This window comes from Pseudoxanthomonas putridarboris (assembly GCF_038321125.1).
Lineage (GTDB): Bacteria > Pseudomonadota > Gammaproteobacteria > Xanthomonadales > Xanthomonadaceae > Pseudoxanthomonas_A > Pseudoxanthomonas_A putridarboris.
In genome coordinates, this window is the sequence record NZ_JBBWWT010000010.1 from 86,870 (window position 1) to 109,045 (window position 22,176).

Sequence of the window (22,176 nt, forward strand, 5' to 3'; positions counted from 1 at the left end):
CTTCCGCCATGAATATTCGGCCAACATGCCCGTTCCGATGGGCCCCGCCGCCGTCCCGACCGCATGACCGACCCCGATTCTCCCGACGTTCCCCGTACCGCCCGGGTGCCCGATACCGCCTCCGGCCGGCGCTTCGACGCCGTGCTGGCGGAGCTTTTCCCCGAGTTCTCCCGCTCGCGCCTGGCCGAATGGATCAAGTCCGGCAATGCGCTGCTGGACGGCCAGGCGGTCAGGCCGCGCGACCCGGTGCGCGGCGGCGAGACCGCCAGCCTGGACGTGGTGCTGGAAACCCAGACCCACGCGCTGCCTGAAGACATCCCGCTGGACGTGCTGTACGAGGACGAGCACGTGTTCGTGCTGGACAAGCCCGCCGGGCTGGTGGTCCACCCCGGCGCCGGCAATCCCACCGGCACGCTGGTCAACGCGCTGCTGTTCCGCGATCCATCGCTGGAGACGCTGCCGCGCGCCGGCATCGTGCATCGCCTCGACAAGGACACGTCCGGGGTGATGGTGGTGGCGCGCACGCTGCCGGCGCATACCTCGCTGGTGGCCCAGTTGGCCTCGCGCGACGTGCACCGCCAGTATCTGGCCGTGGTGGTCGGGGCGATGGTGTCCGGCGGCACCGCCAATGCGCCGATCGACCGCCATCCGCGCGACCGCCTGAAGATGGCCGTGCGCGACGACGGCCGCGATGCGGTCACCCATTACCGGCTGCGCGAGCGCTTCCGCGCGCATACGGCGCTGGAATGCCGGCTGGAAACCGGCCGCACGCACCAGATCCGCGTGCACATGGCCCATATCAAGTACCCCATCGTCGGCGATCCGCTGTACGGCGGTCCGCTGAGGCTGCCCAAGGGCGCCAGCGAGGAACTGATCGCGGCGCTGCGCGGCTTCAAGCGCCAGGCCCTGCACGCCGAGACGCTGGAGTTCGCTCATCCGGCCACCGGCGAACCGGTCCGCGTCACCGCGCCGGTGCCGGCGGACATGGTCGCGCTGATGGCGGCCCTGCGCGCGGACAGCCAGGCGCAGCGGCAGTGAGCGAAGCGGCGATCCGGGCCGACTGGCCGGCGCCGCCCGGGGTGCATGCGTTCACCACGCTGCGGTACGGCGCGGGCATGTCGCAGCCTCCATTCGACAGCTTCAACCTGGGCAACTGCCGTTCGGCCGAGGGCGACGATCCTGCCGTGGTCGGGCGCAACCGCGCCGAACTGGCGCCGCGCTTCGCGCTGCCGTCGTCGCCGCACTGGCTGAGGCAGGTGCACGGCACGGACGTGGTGCGTTTCGACGGGCCGCCCGCAGTGGAAGGCGATGAGCCGGAAGCCGATGCCTCGGCGACCTCGGTGGCGGGCGTGGTGCTGGCGATCCTCACCGCCGACTGCCTGCCGGTGGTGTTCGCCGCGAAGGACGGCAGCGAGGTCGGGGCCGCGCACGCCGGCTGGCCGGGATTGTCGAAAGGCATGCTGGAGGCGACGGTGGCGGCGATGCGCACGCCGCCGGCGCAGATGGTCGCCTGGATCGGTCCCGCCGCCGGGCCGCAACGCTACGAAGTCGGCGCGGACGTGTTCGACGTATTCGTCTCGCAGGACGCAGGCGCGGCATCCGCCTTCCGGCCCACCCGTCCCGGCCACTGGCTGGCCGACCTGCCGGCGCTCGCGCGCAGGCGCTTGACCGCATGCGGCCTGTCGCCTGCCGACATCCACGGCGGCGACCTGTGCACGATCGGCGATCCGGCGCGCTTCTTCTCGCACCGCCGCGATGGACGCACCGGCCGCATGGCGACCGTGGTCTGGAGACAGCCATAAGCGTGCCGCTGTTCGCCCGCGTGCTGGGCGCGGATTTCGATGCGCTGCCGCCCGCAGTGCAGCGTCTGCATCGGGCGCAGGGCATGCGACGCTACCACGGGGAAGTGGAGGTGCGGCGCGGGCACGGACCGCTGTCGCGCATACTCGCCGCGGCCACGCGACTGCCGCCCGCGGGCACGGGGCCCGCGCAGGTCGATATCCGGGCCGGCAGGGAGGAGGAACGCTGGACGCGCCGGATCGGCGGCCGTGCGATGCCGTCGCGCCTGTGGGAATCGCGCGGCTTGCTGTGCGAACGACTGGGACTCGCGCGCTTCGGTTTCCGCCTGCATGCGCAGGACGATGCGATCCTGTGGCGGGTGGCGCGCGTCAGCGTCTTCGGGATCCCGCTGCCCGCCGCTTGGTTCCGCGACGTCGTCGCCCGCGAGTCCGGACAGGACGGCCGCTACCATTTCGACGTGCGTGCGGCGATGCCGGTGGTCGGTCTGCTGGTGCATTACCGGGGATGGTTGCATGTCGAGTGAGGGTGTCATCTGCGCCCTTCTCTCCGTGTTCGGGGAGAAGAGCCCGCCCCGTACTGGATACGAGGTGCCAGGAGAATCTGTCCTGGATGTGATCCGGGGGCGGATGGGGAGCGCTTTTGTGCGGCTCACCGCAAAGCAGGTCGCATGTGCAGGAGCGCGGGATGTTGATGGCATTCGAAAACGGATGCCGTCCGGACTCCGTTCGCCCCTCACCCGCCTTCGGCACCCTCTCCCCGCAAGCGGGGAGAGGGGTGCTGGCTTGTACGGAACTTGGTTGCATGTCGAGTGACGGCGCGCGATCGCATGAGGGACCGGTCGTCGTCTTCGACGGCATCTGCGTGCTGTGCAACGGCTGGGTGCGGTTCCTGCTGAAGCATGATCGGCAGGGACGCTGTCGCTTCGCCGCGATGCAGACGGATGCCGGGCGCGAGTTGCTGGTCTCGCATGGACTGGACCCGGACGATCCGGTGTCGTTCCTGCTGGTGGAAGGCGGTCGTGCGTGGACGGATACCGATGCCATCCGCCGTGTGCTGACGGGGCTGGGCGGCGCCTGGAGACTCGCCGCGCTGTCGTCGCTCGTGCCGCGCTTCGTCCGCGATCCGCTGTATCGCCTGCTGGCGCGCAACCGCTATCGCGTGTTCGGCACCACGGCGTGCCATGTGCCGACGAAGGCGGAGCGGTCGCGATTTGTGGGTTGACTTTGTCTTGTAGGAGCGCCCTCGGGCGCGATGCTTTTTTTGACCACATGCAAGCGACAAGAGCATCGCGCCCGAGGGCGCTCCTACGATCATTTGTGGTCGGGCGCTGCCCAAGGTGGTGGTTCGGCCCCACGACGTGCCATGTACCGACGGAGGTGGAACGCCCGCGGTTCGTCGGTTGGCATGCCTGTAGGAGGGGCTTCAGCCCCGACTGCACCGCAATAGAGATGGGTGACGCACGATGACGAACGTGTTGACGCACGGTCGGATGGTGATCGGCTCTTCTGCACTCATGGGCCGCGGTCGGGGCTGAAGCCCCTCCTACAGGGGTATGGCCGGGAGAAATGCGGTGGTTCGCCATCCTGGCGCGTGGCGACGCGTTCATCGCCACGTTGTCTCATGGGTCCTTGCTGCGCGGTCTGATCGGTCGGGCGCCCCCCCAGGGTGCTGGCCAGCCTGCCTTGCCGTGGGTATGCGGTTGCCCGCGCGGTCCCGTGCCGCGAGCGCCCGCCCGATCAGTGGGGTGGTGTCCCGGTCGCCGCCGGGACACGGTAACGGAATCAGAAGCTGTAGCGGATCCTCGTGTAGTAGTAGGCGCCATTGCTGCCGATCGGCGACAGCACGTCGTACGGCAGGTTGCCGAAGTAGTAGATGTCCTCGTTGGACAGGTCGGGGTATTCGTCGGTGAGGTTCAGGCCGCCGATGGCGACGCTCCACTTCGGCGAGAAGCGGTATTCCACTTCCGCGTCCAACTGCCATTCCGCGCCATAGGTCTGCTCCGGCTCGAAGCCGCCGCCGAAGTTGAACACGCGCTTGGCGCTGCCGTGGCGGCTGACCCGGCCCAGCAGCGACCAGTCGCTGTTGTCCCAGCGGGCGGTGAAGATGCCGCGGGTGCGCGGGGCGGCGTCGGTCAGCGTGTTGCTTTCCTCGATGCCGAACAGCACGTAGTCCGGGTCGATCGCCAGCAGCGCGTCCGGGGTGGCGGTGATGCGCTTCAGTTCCGTCTTCGCGTAGCTGTAGGCGCCGGTCAGCAACAGGTCGCCGTCGCCCAGCGCCTGCCGCCAGTTGGCGACCAGCTCGGCGCCTTCGGTGCGGGTGTCGGCGGCGTTGATGAAGAAGTTGACGCTCTGCACGCCCGGCACGCCGAAGTTGTCCAGCACGTAGTCGGTCAGCGCGTCGCCGCTGATGCGCTCGGTCAGCGCCACGCGGTCGTCGATGTCGATGCGGAACACGTCCAGCGACAGATCGAAGTGCTCGCCGATCCGGCTGGTGAAGCCGACGCTGAGGTTCAGCGCCTTTTCCGGGTCCAGGTCGCGCGCGCCCAGCGCGCGGGCGATGGGATTGTTGACCGACAGCAGCCGGCCCTGCAGCAGTTGGCCGGAGGCGTCGTAGCCGGTGGAGGTGGACTCGAAGCCGATCTGGCTGAGCGACGGCGCGCGGAAGTTGTTCGACACCGAGCCGCGCAGCGCGAACGCGGGCGCGAACTCGTAGCGCGCGGCCAGCTTGCCGGTCAGCTCGCCGCCGAAGTCGTCGTAGTGCTCGTAACGCGCCGCGATGTCGGTGGTGAACCTGTCGCCCCACTGGCTGCTGAGGCTGGCGTACACGCTGGACACGTCGCGGTCCAGGTCGGCGGTGTCCTGCGGGGTCAGGCCGCCGCCGGCCTGCGAACCGGTGGGGCGGTCGGTGTACGGGCCGGCCGCGTAGGACGCCGGATCGCCGGCGCCGGTCTCGAAGGTCTCGTGGCGGAATTCGACGCCGGTGGCGAAGGTGTGCGCGCCGAACACGCGGCTCAGGTCGACATTGAACAGCGTCTGCGCGGATTCGTAGTCGCCGGTCTTGAAGCGGGTCGGGCTGGCCGGACCCAGCGAGGCGTTGAGCGAATCGCGCAGGCGGTAGGTGAATTCGTTGCGGCCGTGGTTGAGGCTGGCGTCGTAGTCCCAGTCGCCCCACTGGCCGCGCACGCCGGCCACGCCGGCCAGGTCCAGGTTCTCGCCTTCGGAGATCGGGCGGTAGCCGTTCGGGTAGATCTCCTTCCAGTTCGCCTCGCCATCGGGGTAGCGGAAGTAGTTGGCGCCCTCGGTGTCGCTCTGGTGGTAAGTGCCGAACGCATAGAACTCGGCATTCTCGCCGACCGGCACGGCGGCGTTGAGCCAGGCGTTGAGATCCTTGGACGCGCCGTCGCCCAGCACGTAGTTGCGCTGGCCGGCCAGCGCCAGGTTGTCCGGCGTCTGTTCCTCGAAGAACGGGATCTGGTCGAAGCCGGCGCGATTGGTCGCCTCGCGCTGCTTGTACTCGAAGCCGACGCGGAAGAAGCCGTCCTGTCCGATGCGGCTGCCGACCTGGCCGCTGGCATAGGCCGTCTGGCCGTCGGTCACGGTGCGGCCGATCGGCTCCACGTCGGTGTGGTGGGCGCCGTAGCTGGCTTCCCACGCGCCGCCTTCCGGCGCGTCGTCGAGGATGACGTTGATCACGCCGGCCACCGCATCCGAACCGTACTGCGCGCCGGCACCGTCGCGCAGCACCTCGATGCGCTTGATCGCGCTGACCGGGATGGCGTTGAAGTCCACCGGCGTGTTGCCCTTGCCGATCTTGCTGTCGGTGTTGACCAGCGCGCTGGCGTGGCGGCGCTTGCCGTTGACCAGCACCAGCACCTGGTTGGGGCTCAGCCCGCGCAGCTGCGCGGCGCGCACGTGGTCGGCGCCGCCGGAGTTGGACTGGCGCGGGAAATTGAGCGACGGCAGCAGCGCCTGCAACGCGCTGCCCAGTTCGCCATTCAGTACGCCGGCTTGGCGGATGTCGTCGGCCGTCAGCACATCGATGGGCGAGGTGGATTCCAGTGCGGTGCGGTCGGTGGCACGGGTGCCGGTGACGATGACCGCGTCCAGGCGGGTGGCATTGCCGCCGGGCGCATCCTGCGCGAAGGCGGGAACGGCGAGGGCGAACGCGATGGCGATGCCGAGCGGCGCCACGGTGGGGCGGGACATGGGAACTCCTGTGGGCGGATACGGAAAAACGGAATGCGGACGACGCGGCCTGTACGACGGAAGCCGGGACTCAGCGGCAACGACAGCCGCAGCCGCCCGCTCGCCTGTCGGAGAGGGGAAAGGGAGTGCGGGTGGCTACGGGTCGCGCGGTCGGCATCGGGGCAATGAAATGGCGGCTGTTCTTGTCGTGGACCCGCGGCACGGTATCCGTCCGGGGCGACTGCAAACTTACACCGCATGCGCCCATGCACGGACAGGGCCGCCATGCCGGCATGACATGACGTCATTCCCAGCGGTTATTTCGATGGGCGATGATGTCGGCCGACAGTACGCGTCCCCGCTGGAGTCCCGCCATGCCGTTGAGAAGCCTGCCGTTGCGAAGTCTGTTGTTGTTCGTCGTGTTGGCCGTGGGCGGATGCGCCAGCGTGCGCCCGGCGGACGCGCCATCGGTCACCACGTCCTCGCTGCAGGGCGATGCCGCACGTCCGGCGCAGGCGCAGGGCTGGGTGCGCAGCGAGCTGTACTTCGGCGTGGGCGAGGAACGTTCGACAGAAGCGGCGGGACAATCCGATCGTCCGCAGGCCGAGCCGATCACCGAGGCGCAATGGCGAGCGTTCCTCGACCGGGAAGTGACGTCGCGCTTCCCCGACGGGCTGACCGTGTTCGACGCCTATGGCCAATGGCTGTTCCGCGGCGCGCAGGAACCGAACCGGCTGAAGACCAAGGTGCTGGTGATCCTGCACGAGGACACCCCGCAGCGCCGCGCCGACATCGAGGCGATCCGCCTGGCATGGAAGCAGGCCACCGGTCACCAGTCGGTGCTGTGGTCGCGGCAGGCGGTGGAGGTGTCGTTTTGAAGCAGGGATTAGGGATTCGGGATTGGGGATTCGCAGAAGCCAAGGATTGCATCACGCTATGGACACCCTAGGCTTTCCCGGAATCTCCAGCGAAGCCTCCTGACCCCGGACCCACCTCAATGCCCCACGAATCCCCAATCCCGAATCCCCAATCCCGGCAACGCTGGTTCGTCCCCGGCGATCTCAACGGCTTCTTCGGCCTGGTGGTGGACAACCTGTCCATCCTGGGCTTCATCTCGGCCGCGTTGATCGGCATCTTCCAGTTCCCCGCGGAGGTGGTGTTCACTCGCATGTTCCCCGGCACCGCGCTGGGCGTGCTGGTGGGCAACCTGATCTACACGTGGATGGCGCACCGGCTGGCGGCCAAGACCGGGCGCGACGACGTCACCGCGATGCCGTTGGGCCTGGACGCGCCCACCAGCATCGGCATGGCGCTGCTGGTGCTGGGACCGGCCTTCGTCGGCTTCAAGCAATCGGGCCTGGACGAACAGACGGCCGCCATCGCTACGTGGCAACTCGGCATGGCGTCGCTGGTGGTGATGGGCGTGCTGAAGCTGGTGTTGTCGTTCTTCGGCGATGCGGTCACGCGCGCGGTGCCGCGCGCGGGCCTGCTGGGTTCCATCGGCGGTGCGGCGCTGACGCTGCTCGGTTTCCTGCCGCTGATCGAGACGCTGCGCTCGCCGGTGGTGGGCTTCGTGACGTTTGGCCTGCTGCTGTACGTGCTGGTCGCCAAGGGCAAGCTACCGGTGAGGATCCCCGGCGTGCTGTTGGCCTTCATCGTCGGCACTGCGCTGTACTACGGCCTCGGCCTCGCGGGCCTGGGCGCGCCGGGGTTCAAGGTGCCCGAGGCGGTGCCGCTCAGCTTCACCCTGCCGCTGCCCACGCTGGGCTGGCTGGAAGGCTTGCCGTACACCGTGCCGTACCTGCCGCTGCTGCTGCCGTTCGGCCTGCTGATGGTGGTCGGCGGCATCAACGTCAGCGAAAGCGCGCGCGCGGCCGGCGACGACTACCGCACCCGCGACGTGCTGTTGGCCGAAGCCGTCTCCACGCTGGTCGCCGGTTTCTGTGGCGGCGTGGCGCAGACCACGCCGTACATCGGCCAGCCCGCATACAAGCACATGGGCGCGCGCAAGGGCTACACACTGCTGACCGGCCTGTTCATCGGCCTGGGCGGCGTGCTGGGCTACGTGTCGGGACTGGTGCAGTGGCTGCCGCTGGCGGTGCTGGCCCCGATCATCGTGTACGTGGGCTTGGACATCACCGTGCAGGCCTTCCACGAGACGCCGCGCAAGCATGCCATCGCGGTGGCGCTGGGCTTTCTGCCGTCGGTGGCGTACCTGCTGTGCATCAAGGTGGGCAATCCGGCCTGGATCGCACCGGACCGCTTCGCCGCGCTCTACAACGGTGTGGACGGGCATGGCATCCCGGACCTGGCCACCATCGTCACCTTGGGCAACGGCTTCATCATCACCGCGATGATCTGGACCACCGCGCTGGTGGCGATGATCGACGGGCGCACGGGCCGCGCCGTGGTGGCGCTGCTGCTGGGCGCGGTGCTGACGCTTTTCGGCTTCATCCACTCGGTCGATCCGCGCGGCGGCATCTACCTGCCGTGGGCGGTGGAAGGGCTGCCCAAGCTGATCCTGTGGCAGTTCTTCGGCGCCTACGCGGCGCTGGCGGCGGTGCTGGGGCTGCTGTCGCTGCAACGCAAACCGTAGGGTGCGCCCCGGCGCACCGCTCCTGTAGGAGGGATTGACCCGCCATTCGGCTGTCGAAAGCCAGCCCCGACCGAGTTGCCGGAATGGCGGGGGAGCGGACGAGCGTGCATAGGAGCGCTGCGGTCGTGCGTGCCTCCCCGTCGCGACTGACGTCGCTCCCACCGGAGTCTGTTGTAGGAGGGGCTTCAGCCCCGACAGGGAGATGCGTCGGGGCTGAAGCCCCTCCTACAGTTGGAACCCGCGCCATGCCGGGGCTGAATCCCCGTCTCGCCGCCCCTTGAAACACCTCGGCTCAACCGCATCTGGGTAGCATCGGCTGGCGTTCGCCGGCCCCCTTCTTTTCTGGGTACTGCCCCGAGGATTCCCCCGATGCGGATGGACAAACTGACGTCGCGTTTCCAGCAGGCGCTGGCCGATGCGCAGTCGCTGGCCGTGGGCCGCGACCACAACATGATCGAACCGGTCCACGTGCTGACCGCGCTGCTCGACCAGAGCGGCGGCAGCACGCGGCCGCTGCTGGCGCAGGCCGGCGTCAACATCCCCGTGCTGCGCGAACGGCTGGCCGAAGCGCTGGACAAGCTGCCGAAGGTCTCCGGCCAGGCCGGCAACCTGTCCATCGGCAACGACCTGGCGCGCCTGCTCAACGTCACCGACAAGCTGGCGCAGGAGAACGGCGACACCTACATCGCCAGCGAGTGGTTCTTGCTGGCGTTGCTGGACGACACGGGCGCGGCCGGGCAGGAACTGAAATCCAGCGGCGCCGACAAGCAGAAGCTGCGCGCCGCCATCGACAAGCTGCGCGGGGGCGAGAAAGTGCAATCCGACAATGCCGAAGACCAGCGCCAGGCGCTGGAGAAGTACACCATCGACCTCACCGAGCGCGCCGAGTCCGGCAAGCTGGACCCGGTGATCGGCCGCGACGAGGAAATCCGCCGCACCATCCAGGTATTGCAGCGCCGCACCAAGAACAACCCGGTGCTGATCGGCGAACCCGGTGTGGGCAAGACCGCCATCGTCGAAGGGCTGGCGCAGCGCATCGTCAACGGCGAGGTGCCCGAGGGCCTGCGCGGCAAGCGCGTGCTGAGCCTGGACATGGGCGCGCTGATCGCCGGCGCCAAGTTCCGTGGCGAGTTCGAGGAACGCCTGAAGGCGGTGCTCAACGATCTGTCGAAGAACGAGGGCCAGATCATCCTGTTCATCGACGAACTGCACACCATGGTCGGCGCCGGCAAGGCCGAGGGCTCCATGGACGCGGGCAACATGCTGAAGCCGGCGCTGGCGCGCGGCGAACTGCACTGCATCGGCGCGACCACGCTGGACGAATACCGCAAGTACGTGGAGAAGGACGCCGCGCTGGAGCGCCGCTTCCAGAAGGTGTTCGTGGGCGAGCCCAGCGTCGAGGACACCATCGCCATCCTGCGCGGCCTGAAGGAGAAATACGCCGTGCACCACGGCGTGGAGATCACCGACCCCGCCATCGTCGCCGCCGCCACGCTCAGCCACCGCTACATCGCCGACCGCCAGCTGCCGGACAAGGCCATCGACCTGATGGACGAGGCGGCCAGCCGCATCCGCATGGAGATCGACTCCAAGCCGGAGGAGATGGACCGCATGGAGCGCCGGCTGATCCAGCTGAAGATCCAGCGCGAAGCCTTGAAGAAGGAAAAGGACGCGCAGTCCAGGCAGCGCCTGGCCGACCTGGAAGCCGAGATCGAGACCTTGCAGCGCGAGTTCAACGACCTGGAGGAGATCTGGAAGGCCGAGAAGGCCACGCTGACCGGCGCGACGAAGATCAAGGAGCAGATCGAACGCGCCAAGCTGGAACTGGAGGCCGCGCAGCGCAAGCAGGACTACGCACGCATGAGCGAGCTGCAGTACGGCCAGATCCCGGCGCTGGAGAAGCAGCTGGCCGCCGCGCAGGAAGCGGAGCAGAAGGGCTTCCGGCTGTTGCAGGACAAGGTGACCGACGAGGAGATCGCCGAAGTCGTTTCGCGCTGGACCGGCATCCCGGTCAGCAAGATGCTGGAAGGCGAGCGCGAGAAGCTGCTGAAGATGGAGGACGCGCTGCGCGGCCGGGTGATCGGCCAGGAAGAGGCGATCAAGGTCGTCTCCGACGCCGTGCGTCGTTCGCGCGCCGGCCTGTCCGATCCGAATCGGCCGAGCGGCTCGTTCCTGTTCCTCGGCCCCACCGGCGTCGGCAAGACCGAACTGTGCAAGGCGCTGGCCGAGTTCCTGTTCGACAGCAGCGACGCGATGGTGCGCATCGACATGAGCGAGTTCATGGAGAAGCACGCGGTCAGCCGCCTGATCGGCGCGCCCCCGGGCTACGTGGGCTACGAGGAAGGCGGCTATCTGACCGAGGCCGTGCGCCGTCGCCCGTACAGCGTGATCCTGCTGGACGAGGTGGAGAAGGCGCATCCGGACGTGTTCAACATCCTGTTGCAGGTGCTGGACGACGGTCGCCTGACCGACGGCCAGGGCCGCACGGTGGACTTCCGCAACACGGTGATCGTGATGACGTCCAACCTCGGTTCCAGCCTGATCCAGGAGCTGTCGGGGGACACGGCAGAGAGCTATACGCAGATGAAGGCCGCGGTGATGGGCGTGGTGCAGGCGCACTTCCGCCCGGAATTCATCAACCGGCTGGACGACATCGTGGTGTTCCATCCGCTGGACAAGGCGCAGATCCGCGAGATCGCGCGCATCCAGACCCGCTACCTGGCCAAGCGCCTGGCCGAACGCCAGATCGCACTGGAACTGGACGACTCGGCGTTGATGCTGCTGGGCAACGTGGGCTTCGACCCGGTGTACGGCGCGCGGCCGCTGAAGCGCGCGATCCAGGCGCAACTGGAAAACCCGCTGGCGCAGAAGATCCTGTCCGGCGAGTTCGGTGCGGGCGACACCGTGCGCGTGCGGGCCGAAGGCGGCCATCTGCAGTTCGAGCGGTTGCCGGCCCGAGCGTGAGCCGGCCCGGACCCGGCCTGCACGGCCGGGCCGGGTGCCGTCGTGGATGCCTGCTCCGGGGATTTGCGAAAGCCGGTTCACGGCCCTGGGCAAACCCATGCAGGCAACGGCGTGGTGCTAGCATCCGGCGCGCAGGGGAACGCTTCCATCCGGGAGGGCAATGCCATGTTCCAGCGCGCCATGTTCGTGGTTTCGTCGTATCTGCTGTCCTGTGCCGCCGTGCCTGCCGCCGCGCAGGCCACGGTGGAATGCCATTCCATCCACTACCAGTACAACGAATGCTGGGCCGGCCAACTGCAGGCGCCGCAACTGGTGCACCAGATTTCCGGCAGCGCCTGCATCGTCAACCGCAGTTGGGGATTCAACCGGCGCAGCGGCTACGTCTGGGTGGCGCAGGGGTGCTCGGCGGTGTTCGCCGACGTCCGCGGCTACCACCACGGCCGCGGCGATACCTGGGACGACGATGCGCGTGGTTACTCCGGGCATGGCCACGATACCGGCGCGCTGGTGGCCGGCGCGGTGCTGGGCGCGATCATCGCGGGCGCGGCCGAGGACAAGGACCGCCGCCACACCACCAGCAACATCGACTACGATCGTCCGCCCGCCTACAGCGGCTGCCACGGCATCGGCTGCAAGGTGGACAATCCGGATGCCAGGCGCGACAGCAGCCAGGACATCGATCCGCGTCCATCATTCGATCGCCAGGGCAACCCCAACTTCGATACGCACGGCAACTGGCAGGGTTGCCATGGCGCAGGTTGCCTGGTCGATCCGCCCGACGACGGCAACCGTTGAAGTCGACGCTAGGACTGGCTGCGGCGCGGCGTCAGACCGCGCTGCGCTGCGGCCGGTACGGGGGCGTGGACATCACCATCTCCGCCAGCGAGAACGCCAGTTCGCGCTCGGCCAGCACCGCGCCATCGGCGCCGTGTTCCAGCAGGTGCTTCACCTCGCCTTCGCTGTGCGCGCGCGCCAGCAGCGTCAGCGAGGGATTGATCGCACGCAGCTTGGCCAGCGCCTCGCCGGCCTCCAGCGGCTGCGGGATCGCCAGCACGGCGATCTTGGCCCGCTCGGGATGCGCTTCGGCCAGCACTTTGTCCGCCGCCGCGCTGCCGCGGATGGCGGGGATGCCGGCGGCATGCGCGCGCGCCACGTGGTCGCCGTTGTCGTCGATGACGATCAGCGGCACGCCGCGCTCGCGCAGCACGCGCGCCAGTTCGCTGCCCACGCGGCCGTAGCCGATGATGATGGCGTGGTCGGTGATGTCCAGCGACGGGCCCGGCGGCGGTTCCGGCACCACGGGCGCGGGGGCCAGTGCTTCCTGCTTCTTCTGCCAGCGATCCAGCCAGGAGAACAGGAACGGATTGGCGATGATCGACAGCAGCGCGCCGGCCAGGATCAGGTCGCGTCCTTCCGGCGGCAGGATCTTCAGCGACACGCCCAGCGCGGCCAGGATGAAGGAGAACTCGCCGATCTGCGCCAGGCTGACCGAGATGGTCAGCGCCGTGCCGGTAGGGTGCTTGAACATCCGCACGATGAAGAATGCGGCCAGCGACTTGCCCACCACGATGATCATCAGCGTGGCCAGCACCTGCCAGGGATGCTTGACCAGGATGGCGGGGTCGAACAGCATGCCCACCGAAACGAAGAACAGCACCGCGAACGCGTCGCGCAGCGGCAGCGAATCGTTGGCGGCCTTGTGGCTCAGTTCCGATTCGTTGAGCAGCATGCCGGCGAAGAACGCGCCCAGCGCGAACGACACCCCGAACAGCGTCGCCGAGCCGAACGCCACGCCCAGCGCGATGGCCAGCACCGACAGCGTGAACAGTTCGCGCGAGCCGGTGGCGGCGATCTTCTCCAGCGTCCACGGGATCACCCGGCGGCCGACCAGCAGCATGAAGGCCACGAACGCGCCCAGCTTCACCAGCGTCCAGGCGATCGCCGCCGCGAAGGTGCCGAAGCTGGCGGGCTGGCCGCCCTCGTTGGGGCCGAAGGTCTCGGCCAGCACCGGCAGCAGCACCAGCGCCAGCACCATGGCCAGGTCCTCCACGATCAGCCAGCCCACCGCGATGCGGCCGCGCATGGTGTCCAGCAGGCGCCGGTCCTCCATCGCGCGCAGCAGCACCACCGTGCTGGCCACCGATAGCGCCAGGCCGAACACGAAGCCGTTCAGCGGCGTCCAGCCCAGGCCCCAGGCCAGCGACCAGCCCAGCGCCGTGGCCACCGCGATCTGCACGATGGCGCCGGGGATGGCGATGGCCTTGACCTCCAGCAGGTCCTCCAGCGAGAAGTGCAGGCCCACCCCGAACATCAGCAGCATCACGCCCAGTTCGGACAGCTGGTTGGCCAGTTCCTGGTCGGCGACGAAGCCGGGAGTGAACGGACCGACGAAGATGCCCGCCAGCAGGTAGCCGACCAGCGGCGACAGGCGCAGCTTGTTGGCCAGCGCGCCCAGCACGAAGGCCAGGGCAAGGCCAACCGCGATGATGTTGATCAGGTCGGTGTCATGATGCATCGAGGGGAAGTGTTTCCTGTGCGTGAAGGGTGAGTTTCGCTGATCGGGCCGGTATGCCGCAAATGCAAGCTGAGCGGGGGATTCATCCTTCGAGGGATCCAGCGCCGTCGTCGCGGGGCCGCGGTCGCGCCGGGGACAGGAAAGCCGTCCGGATTCGAGTGAGGGATTTGCTTCTCCCCGCCTGCGGGGACGAGGTGCCGATGAGCCCGCCCCCGCAGGCGGGGGAAGTAAGCGATCGGCCGCCATGTCCGTGCCGGATGAGGGGCGACGGAGCCAGTCGACGTGATGTTCGTGATGATGGATCGCGTGCGGGAAGGCGAAGGTGCTGGAATCCCGCACTCGATGATGCTTCATGCGCCGAGTCGCAGCGGCGCCGTCGGCCCCTCACCGGCCTTCGGCCCCCTCTCCCCGCAAGCGGGGAGAGGGATACGGCTCCCGCTCGCCCCCACAAAATTCCGGATACCGAAAAAAACGCCCCGCGATGCGGGGCGTCGGAAGCGTGGCCGGCGATGGAAACTACCACTTGTAGGACACGTTGGCGTACACGAATGCGCCGTTGAAGCCGAACGGCGAGCTGGAGCTGTAGGCGAACTGCCCGGAGGTCGAGTTGGGGAAGATCACCTCGTCCGGGTATTCGTTGAGCACGTTGTCGCCACCCAGCGTGAATGCCCAGTTGTTCAGCGTGTACGTCGCGGCGAGGTCGAGCGTCCACTCCGGATCGAAGGTCTGGTCGTTGGCCGCGGTGCTGCCGAAGACCGTGAACTCGCCGTAGCGGGTCGCCGTCGCCGACAGCTCGAACGCGCCCACGTTCCAGCTGCCGCCAAGGAAGAACTTGTCGCGCGGGGAGCCCTTCTCGAACCGGCCGATCTCGATCCGGTCGAAACGCACGGCCGTCGGGTCGATGGCTTCCAGCACGGCCGGGTTGCCCGCCACCCGGTCGATCGTGGTCTTGTTGTAGTTGTATCCGGCAGTCAGGTCCAGGCTGCTGCCCGGCAGGTTCCACGTGTAGGTGCCGACGATGTCGACACCTTCGGTGGTGGTGTCGATGGCGTTGGTGAAGTAACGGCCGCCGCCGACGTCCGGGAAGCCGTTGGCATTCAGGTAGTCGCGCACCGGCGTGCTGGTGAGGTTGGAGGACAGGGTGATCCGGTCGTCGACCTTGATCTGGTAGGCATCGATGGTGATGTAGAGGTTGTCCACCGGCTGCAGCACCAGGCCGAGGCTGAGATTGGTCGATTCCTCGGCCTTCAGCGGCTCGGCGCCCAGGGCGATGGCCGCGGGATGGTCCACGCGGAACGTCGCGATGTCGAAGGGAAGGGTGCCCAGGGGCGTGTTGATGAAGTTGGTGGAGACCGCCTGGTAGTTCTGCTGCTGCAGCGCCGGCGCGTGGAAACCGGTGGCGGCCGTCCCGCGCAGCGCCACCTTGTCGTTGAATTCGTAGCGTGCGGTGATCTTGCCCGTGGAGGTGGTGCCGAAGTCGCTGTAGTCCTCGTAGCGGCCCGCCAGGCCCAGGGTGAACTTCTCGGTGACGTTGCCTTCCAGCCCCGCGTAGAACGACAGGCTGTTGCGGTCGTAGGAGCCGCTGTAGGCCGGGGTGAACCCCGGGAAGACCTGCGAGCCGCTCGGGGCCGGCGAGCCATCCGGCAGCAACACGCCGCCGTTGACGTACGAACCGGGCTCGCCCGCCGACTGGATGAATTTCTCGCCGCGCCATTCGGCGCCGTAGGACAGGGTGACGGGATAGGCCAGGCCCCAGTCCAGTCCCTTGTTGAAGTCCAGGTTCAGGACGTGCTGCCTGTATTCCAGCGCGCCCGCGTAGAACGCGGTCGGCGAGGTCGGGCCGAGGCTGCGGTTGAGGGTGTTCTTGATGTCGAAGGTCAGTTCGTTGGAGCCGTAGGTGTAGCTCAGGTCGATGTTGGTGCCGCCGTCGGTGTAGGCCTTCAGGCCGAACACGAAGTTGTTGTCGGTGGACTCGTTGTCGATCTGCGGCAGGAAGCCGTCCGGATAGATTTCAGGGATGTTGCGCGAGTCGCCGGCCGGGCGGAAGAACCCGTTCGAGAGCACGTCGCGCTTGGTGTAGACGCCGTACGAATAGAAGGTCAGGTATTCGGCGAGCGCCAGTTCGCCGTTGTAGGAAAACGAACCGTGGTCGACTTCCGGATCGCCCTGGCGCTGCACGACCCTGCCCAGCGGCGCCGACGTGGCGGTGGGCGTGCCGATGAAGGGCCGCGCGCGGTCAGTCTGGTCCTGGTGGCCGCCCTGCGCCGCGAAGTGGATGGAACCGGCTTCGCCCAGCTTGAAGCCCGCGTCCGCCGACAGCTGGTACTGCTCGCCATCGCCTGCGCTGTACTGGCCGTACCTCGCCGACACGCCGCCGCCGCGATCGCTGCCCTTGAGCACGATGTTGATGACGCCGGCGATGGCGTCGGAGCCGTACTGCGCCGATGCGCCGTCGCGCAGCACTTCCACGCGCGCGATCGCGGCGATCGGGATGGTGTTGAGATCGACCGGCGCGGAGCCGCGGCCCTGGGTGCCGTTGACGTTGACCAGCGCGCCGCTGTGGTAGCGCTTGCCGTTGACCAGCACCAGCACGTGGTCCGGCGAGAGGCCGCGCAGTTGCGCCGGCCGCACGGCGTCGGTGCCGTCGGAGATGGCCGGGCGCGGGAAGTTCAGCGAAGGCAGGGCCCGCGACAGGGCGGTGGCCAGTTCGGTGGTGCCGGTGGACTCCAGCACGGCCGGCGTGATGATGTCGATGGGGGCGGTGGATTCGGCCACCGTGCGATCGGCCACGCGGGTACCGGTGACGATCAGGGTATCGAGGGTCTGGGCATCGGAGGGGCTGGCTTGCTGCGCGAAGGCGGTGGGCGCGGACAGCGCCAGGGCGACGGCGAAGGCGAGTGGCGAAGGCTTGCGGTTCATGGTGGCTCCAACGGGTGACGGGAAGGCGCGCGGTTCGGGGCTGCGACGTCAGACAGTTGCGGCTGAAATCATTTTTGTGCGGCGCACCATATCTTGATTACAGGGCGATGACATGGATGTCAATTAACTTTAGACAGACAGATTCCGCACGTTGCGCACGCAGGTCCGATGCGCGCGGCCGTCTTGCCGCCTTCCCCAGCGCGGGACGAAGGCCACCCCCGCGACCGAAATCCGGACACCAAAAAAAACGCCCCGCGATGCGGGGCGTCGATGCCGGTCCTGGACCCGGTTTACCACTTGTAACCGATGCGTCCGTACACGTAGGCGCCGTTGAAGCCGAACGGCGACTGGCTGCTGTACGGGAACTGCCCGCTGTTGGAATTCGGAAAGATCGTCCGGTCCGGGTACTCGTCCAGGAAATTGTCCGCGCCCAGCGTCAGCGTCCAGTTCTCGTCCGGACGGAAGCTGGCCGAGACGTCCAGCACCCACTTGGCGCCGTAGGTCTGGTCGTTGGCGGGGTTGCCGGTCTCGCTGACGCGCGAGGTGAACTCGCCGTAGCGGGTCGCGCCCAGGTTGAAGTCCCAGTGCGCCAGGTTCCAGGTGGCGGCCAGCGTGGCCTTGTCGCGCGGGTAGCCCTCCTCGATGCGGCCCTGCTCGTCGCGGCCGATGCGCCACAGATTGGCGCCCAGCGCGTCCAGCTCCGGCGGGTTGGGCGCGATGCGCTCGATCTCGGTCTTGTTGTAGTTGTAGCCGGCGGTCAGGTTGAGGCTGCTGTTGGCCAGCGGCACCGTGTACTGCGCGATCACGTCCACGCCGCGCGTGCGGGTGTCGGCGGCGTTGGTGAAGTAGCGTGCGCTGGTGACGCCGTTGACGCCCAGGCTGGCCAGCAGCGCCTGCGCCGCGGCGTTGTCGCCCAGCAGCAGGTTGGAGGACAGCACGATGCGGTCGTCGATGTCGATCTGGTAGGCGTCGATGGTGATGTACAGCCGGTCCACCGGCTGCAGCACCAGGCCCAGGCCGTAGGACAGCGAGGTTTCCGCGGTCAGCGGGTCCGCGCCGAGCGCCTGCGCGACCGCGCTGGTGGCGGGGAAGGTGCCCGACTCGAAGAAGCGGTCCACGCTGGCGTTGTACTGCGAGGTGACCACCTGGTAGTACTGCTGGGCCAGCGCCGGTGCGCGGAAGCCGCTGGCCACGGTCGCGCGCAGCGCGACCTTGTCGGTGAACGCGTAGCGCGCCGACAGCTTGCCGGAGGTTTCGCTGCCGAAGTCGGAGTAGTCCTCGTAGCGACCGGCGATGCCCGCGGAGAACTTCTCGGTGATGTCGGCCTCCAGGCCGGCATAGACGGCGTAGTTGTCGCGGTCCGAATGCACGGCGTTGGTCGGGGTGAAGCCGCCGAAGCCCTGCGCGCCGCCGTTGCTGTACGAATCCGGCGCGCCCGGCGACTGGTTCCATTTCTCCTGGCGGTATTCCGCGCCGAAGGACAGCGTGGCCGGATACGCCAGGCCCCAGTCGAGCGACTTGCTGATGTCGGCGTTCACCACGTTCTGGGTGTACTCCAGCGCGCCGTCGTAGAAGCGCGACGGACTGGTGGCGCCCAGGCTGTAGTTGATGCTGTTCTGCGTGTAGAAGCGCAGGTGGTTGTAGCCGTAGTTGTAGCTCACGTCCCACTTCCAGCCGCTTTCCGTGTCGCCCTTAACGCCGGCCACCAGCGAACGGTCCTGCGAAAGCTGGTTGATCTCCGGCACGTAGCCGTCCGGGTAGACCTGCGGCACGACCGGGTTGTGCCCGCGCGAACGGTAGAACGCGAACGAGGTGATGTCGCGGTTGCTGGCGATGGCCGTGGCGTAGGCGCTGACGTTGTCGCTGAAGTCGAAGCCGGCGTTGGCCGACACCGCGCCCGCGTCCACCTTGGGGTCGCCGTAGATGTAGGCGACTTCGCCGATGCCGGGATTGTTGCCCGTATGGGGGGCCGTGCCCTGGTAGGGGCCCGCGCGGTCGGTCTCGTCCTGCCGGGTCAACTGGCCCGCGACATGCACGAAGCCGCGGCCGCCGCCGAAGGACAGCCCGGTGTCGCCGGACAACTGGTACTGGCGGCCATCGCCGGCCGAGTACTGGCCCACGTCCACCGCCAGGCTGCCGCCTTCCCCTGCGCCTTTCAGCACGATGTTGACCACGCCGGCGATGGCGTCGGAGCCGTACTGCGCCGACGCGCCGTCGCGCAGCACTTCGACGCGCTCGATGGCCGAGACCGGAATCGCGTTGAGGTCCACCGCCGACGAACCGCGGCCGATGGTGCCGTTGACGTTGACCAGCGCCGAGATGTGGCGGCGCTTGCCGTTGACCAGCACCAGCACCTGGTCCGGCGAGAGGCCGCGCAGCTGCGCCGGGCGCACGCCGCTGGTGCCGTCGGTGATGGCCGGACGGGGGAAGTTGAGCGAGGGCAGGGCGCGCGCCAGCGCGGTCGCCAGTTCGGTGGTGCCGGTGGCCTGCAGGACCTCCGGCGTGATGATGTCGATGGGGGACTGGGATTCGGCCACGGTGCGGTCGCTGACGCGGGTGCCGGTGACGATCACCGTGTCCAGCGTGCTGGCCGTTCTGTCGGGGGCGTCCTGGGCGAAGGCGGGGATGGCGATCAGGACGGTGGCGATGGCCGAAGCCAGCGGGGAAATCTTGCGGAACATGCGGTACTCCAGGGACAGGGCAATGGCGGTGCTGGCGCCGACCCGTCGCCGGGTCGTGGACGGGCCGGATGCAGCACCGGGGGAGCCGGCCCTTTCCGCAGCACCAGCGTCAAATATTGGTTAAGCGATAGAATTACGTCGCAGGAATCCTGCTCATCTGCATATTCTTTCCAGTTATAAGACCCATAGATCGATGATTTCCTTCCGCAATTTCGCCCTGCGCAGGGGCGAACGCCTGTTGCTTTCCAATGTCGACCTGGCCCTGCACGCCGGTTATCGGGTCGGCGTGGTCGGGCGCAACGGCGCCGGCAAGTCCAGCCTGTTCGCCGCCGTGCGCGGCGAGCTGGAACCGGACAAAGGGGACGTCGACCTGCCCGGCAGGCTGCGCACGGCCAGCGTCGCCCAGGAAACCCCGTCGTTGCCGGATGCGGCCATCGATTTCGTGCTCGGCGGCGATGTCGAAGTCGCCGCCGCGCTGAAAACCGAGGCCGAGGCCAGCGCCGCCGAAGACTGGGATGCGGTCGCCGCCGCGCACCTGCGCATCGCCGAACTCAACGGCTACGACGCCGAAGCGCGCGCCGGCAAGCTGCTGCACGGCCTGGGCTTCCCGGCCGACACGCACAGCCGGCCGGTGTCCTCGTTCTCCGGCGGCTGGCGCGTGCGCCTGAACCTGGCGCGCGCGCTGATGACGCCCAGCGACCTGCTGCTGCTGGACGAACCGACCAACCACCTGGACCTGGACGCGGTGCTGTGGCTGGAACAGTGGCTGCTGAAGTATCCGGGCACGTTGCTGCTGATCTCGCACGACCGCGAATTCCTGGACAACGTGGCCACGCATACGCTGCATCTGCATGGCGGCGGCGCCAAGCTGTATACCGGCGGCTATACCGACTTCGAGCGCCAGCGCGCCGAGCAACTGCGCCAGCAGCAGATCGCGCACGAGAAGGAACAGGCCGAGCGCGCGCACCTGCAATCCTTCATCGACCGCTTCAAGGCCAAGGCCAGCAAGGCCAAGCAGGCGCAGAGCCGCATGAAGCGCCTGGCCAAGCTGGCCGGCACCGAGGCGGTGCGCGCCGAGCGCGAGTTCCGCATCGAGTTCGCCCAGCCCATGCGCCTGCCGCACTCGCTGATCCGCATCAACCACGGCGAAGCGGGGTATCCGCTTGATTCATCCCTTCCCCCGCTTGCGGGGGAAGGTGCCCGGGGGGCGGATGGGGGCAAGGCTCCGGATGCCGGCCCCCACCCCAACCCTCCCCCGCATGCGAGGGAGGGGGCCACCATCATCCTCCACGATGTCGGCTTCGGCCTGGAGGCGGGCGACCGCATCGGCCTGCTGGGTCCCAACGGCGCCGGCAAGTCCACGCTGGTGAAATCACTGGTGGGAGAACTGCCGCTGCTGGCCGGCGAACGCAGCGCGCATCCGGACCTGCGCATCGGCTACTTCGCGCAGCACACGGTCGAATCGCTGCACGAAGGGCAGTCGCCGATCGACCATTTCCGCGAGTTGTCGCCGGATTCGCCCACGCAGGCGTTCCGCGACTTCCTGGGCAAGTGGAATTTCCCCGGCGACCGCGCGTTCGAGGTGGTGGACGGGTTCTCCGGCGGCGAGCGCGCGCGCCTGGCGCTGGCGCTGATCGCCTGGCGCCAGCCCAACGTACTGCTGCTGGACGAACCCACCAACCACCTTGACCTGGAGATGCGCGAGGCGCTGGCCGAAGCGCTCAGCGATTTCGACGGCGCCATCGTCATGGTCAGCCACGACCGCCACCTGATCGGCCTGGTCTGCGACACGTTCTGGCGCGTGGCCGACGGCGCGGTGGAACCCTTCAGCGGCGACCTGGACGAATACGCGGCCTGGCTGCGCACCCGCGCCTCCGCGCAGGGCAGCAAGCCGCTGCGCAACGAACCGGCGCCCGCGCCATCGCCCAAGCCCATGGCGCCGGCGCGCAAGGTCAACCCGGTCAAGCTGGCCGCCGCCGAGGCCAGGGTGGCCGAACTGGAAGGTCGGCTGGCCGACGTGGACGCGCGGCTCGCCGATCCCACCACCTACGCCGACGCCGAGCGCGCCGCCGTGCTCGGCCGCGACCGCGAAAGCCTGCAACAGCAGCTTGCCCAGGCCGAGCAGGCCTGGTCGGCGCTGTACGACGAGGCTTGATTCCGCTTCCGGCGGCCCCATCCCCTTCCCACGTTCGCAACCAGCATCCCGCCCCCATGCCCATCTACGCCTTCGAATGCACCCAGTGCGGCCACAGTTTCGAGCGCCTGCAGAAGTTGTCCGATCCTGATCCGGATACGTGCCCGTCGTGCAGCGCGCACGCGGTCAAGCGCCAGTTGACGGCACCCTCGTTCCGGCTGGCGGGCGGCGGCTGGTACGAAACCGACTTCAAGAAGGACGGCGACAAGAAGCGCAACCTGGCCGACAGCGGCGATGCGGGTGCGGCCAAGCCGGCCAGCGAGGCGGCCCCGGCTCCGTCCAAGAGCGAGAGCAAGCCGGCGCCTTCCGATACCTGAGCGACG

The 22,176-nt window shown here is 68.3% G+C and carries 14 protein-coding genes; 10 read left to right on the plus strand and 4 right to left on the minus strand.

Annotation, left to right across the window (positions count from 1 at the left end):
- Positions 1-63 precede the first annotated feature (63 nt).
- The 4 genes from rluD to AAD027_RS16630 all read left to right on the plus strand — a co-directional run bounded on the left by rluD (position 64) and on the right by AAD027_RS16630 (position 3,021).
- A complete protein-coding gene (gene rluD / locus AAD027_RS16615; protein ID WP_341727143.1) occupies positions 64-1,038 on the plus strand; it encodes a 23S rRNA pseudouridine(1911/1915/1917) synthase RluD in 975 nt (324 codons plus the stop codon).
- The gene (gene pgeF, locus AAD027_RS16620) at positions 1,035-1,802 is read left to right on the plus strand and encodes a peptidoglycan editing factor PgeF (protein WP_341727144.1); all 768 of its coding nucleotides are present in this window, start codon (positions 1,035-1,037) and stop codon (positions 1,800-1,802) included. Before rluD ends, pgeF begins: the two co-directional genes overlap by 4 nt.
- Before the next feature lie 2 nt (positions 1,803-1,804).
- Complete coding sequence (locus AAD027_RS16625) at positions 1,805-2,323, plus strand: DUF4166 domain-containing protein (protein WP_341727145.1); 519 nt, start codon at positions 1,805-1,807, stop codon at positions 2,321-2,323.
- A gap of 278 nt (positions 2,324-2,601) precedes the next feature.
- A complete protein-coding gene (locus AAD027_RS16630; protein WP_341727164.1) occupies positions 2,602-3,021 on the plus strand; it encodes a thiol-disulfide oxidoreductase DCC family protein in 420 nt (139 codons plus the stop codon).
- A 560-nt stretch (positions 3,022-3,581) separates the two neighbouring features.
- On the opposite strand, the gene AAD027_RS16635 is transcribed toward AAD027_RS16630, so the two are convergent.
- Positions 3,582-6,005, minus strand: coding sequence for a TonB-dependent receptor plug domain-containing protein (locus AAD027_RS16635; protein ID WP_341727146.1), 2,424 nt, complete (start codon positions 6,003-6,005; stop codon positions 3,582-3,584).
- Positions 6,006-6,364: 359 nt separating this feature from the next.
- Between AAD027_RS16635 and AAD027_RS16640 the strand changes: the two genes are divergently transcribed.
- The 4 genes from AAD027_RS16640 (at position 6,365) to AAD027_RS16655 (ending at position 12,339) form a co-directional block, all read left to right on the plus strand.
- Positions 6,365-6,862: a DUF3574 domain-containing protein gene (locus AAD027_RS16640; RefSeq protein ID WP_341727165.1), complete on the plus strand. Its 498-nt coding sequence runs from the start codon at positions 6,365-6,367 to the stop codon at positions 6,860-6,862.
- 119 nt (positions 6,863-6,981) lie between these two features.
- Positions 6,982-8,580, plus strand: coding sequence for a SulP family inorganic anion transporter (locus tag AAD027_RS16645; protein WP_341727147.1), 1,599 nt, complete (start codon positions 6,982-6,984; stop codon positions 8,578-8,580).
- A gap of 369 nt (positions 8,581-8,949) precedes the next feature.
- Positions 8,950-11,544 carry an ATP-dependent chaperone ClpB gene (clpB, locus tag AAD027_RS16650; RefSeq protein ID WP_341727148.1) on the plus strand — a complete coding sequence of 865 codons (2,595 nt, stop codon included), beginning with the start codon at positions 8,950-8,952 and terminating at the stop codon, positions 11,542-11,544.
- Positions 11,545-11,709: 165 nt separating this feature from the next.
- On the plus strand, positions 11,710-12,339 hold the full coding sequence (locus tag AAD027_RS16655; protein WP_341727149.1) for a DUF3011 domain-containing protein: 630 nt from the start codon (positions 11,710-11,712) through the stop codon (positions 12,337-12,339).
- Positions 12,340-12,370: 31 nt separating this feature from the next.
- On the opposite strand, the gene ybaL is transcribed toward AAD027_RS16655, so the two are convergent.
- From ybaL to AAD027_RS16670, 3 genes are all read right to left on the minus strand, one after another.
- Positions 12,371-14,059: a YbaL family putative K(+) efflux transporter gene (gene ybaL, locus AAD027_RS16660; RefSeq protein WP_341727150.1), complete on the minus strand. Its 1,689-nt coding sequence runs from the start codon at positions 14,057-14,059 to the stop codon at positions 12,371-12,373.
- 516 nt (positions 14,060-14,575) lie between these two features.
- Positions 14,576-16,978 carry a TonB-dependent receptor plug domain-containing protein gene (locus AAD027_RS16665; RefSeq protein ID WP_341727151.1) on the minus strand — a complete coding sequence of 801 codons (2,403 nt, stop codon included), beginning with the start codon at positions 16,976-16,978 and terminating at the stop codon, positions 14,576-14,578.
- Positions 16,979-17,268: 290 nt separating this feature from the next.
- On the minus strand, positions 17,269-19,659 hold the full coding sequence (locus tag AAD027_RS16670; RefSeq protein ID WP_341727152.1) for a TonB-dependent receptor plug domain-containing protein: 2,391 nt from the start codon (positions 19,657-19,659) through the stop codon (positions 17,269-17,271).
- Between the two features lie 193 nt (positions 19,660-19,852).
- Between AAD027_RS16670 and AAD027_RS16675 the strand changes: the two genes are divergently transcribed.
- The gene (locus tag AAD027_RS16675) at positions 19,853-21,814 is read left to right on the plus strand and encodes an ABC-F family ATP-binding cassette domain-containing protein (RefSeq protein ID WP_341727153.1); all 1,962 of its coding nucleotides are present in this window, start codon (positions 19,853-19,855) and stop codon (positions 21,812-21,814) included.
- Positions 21,815-21,870: 56 nt separating this feature from the next.
- Positions 21,871-22,170, plus strand: coding sequence for an FmdB family zinc ribbon protein (locus AAD027_RS16680; RefSeq protein WP_341727154.1), 300 nt, complete (start codon positions 21,871-21,873; stop codon positions 22,168-22,170).
- Positions 22,171-22,176 lie beyond the last annotated feature (6 nt).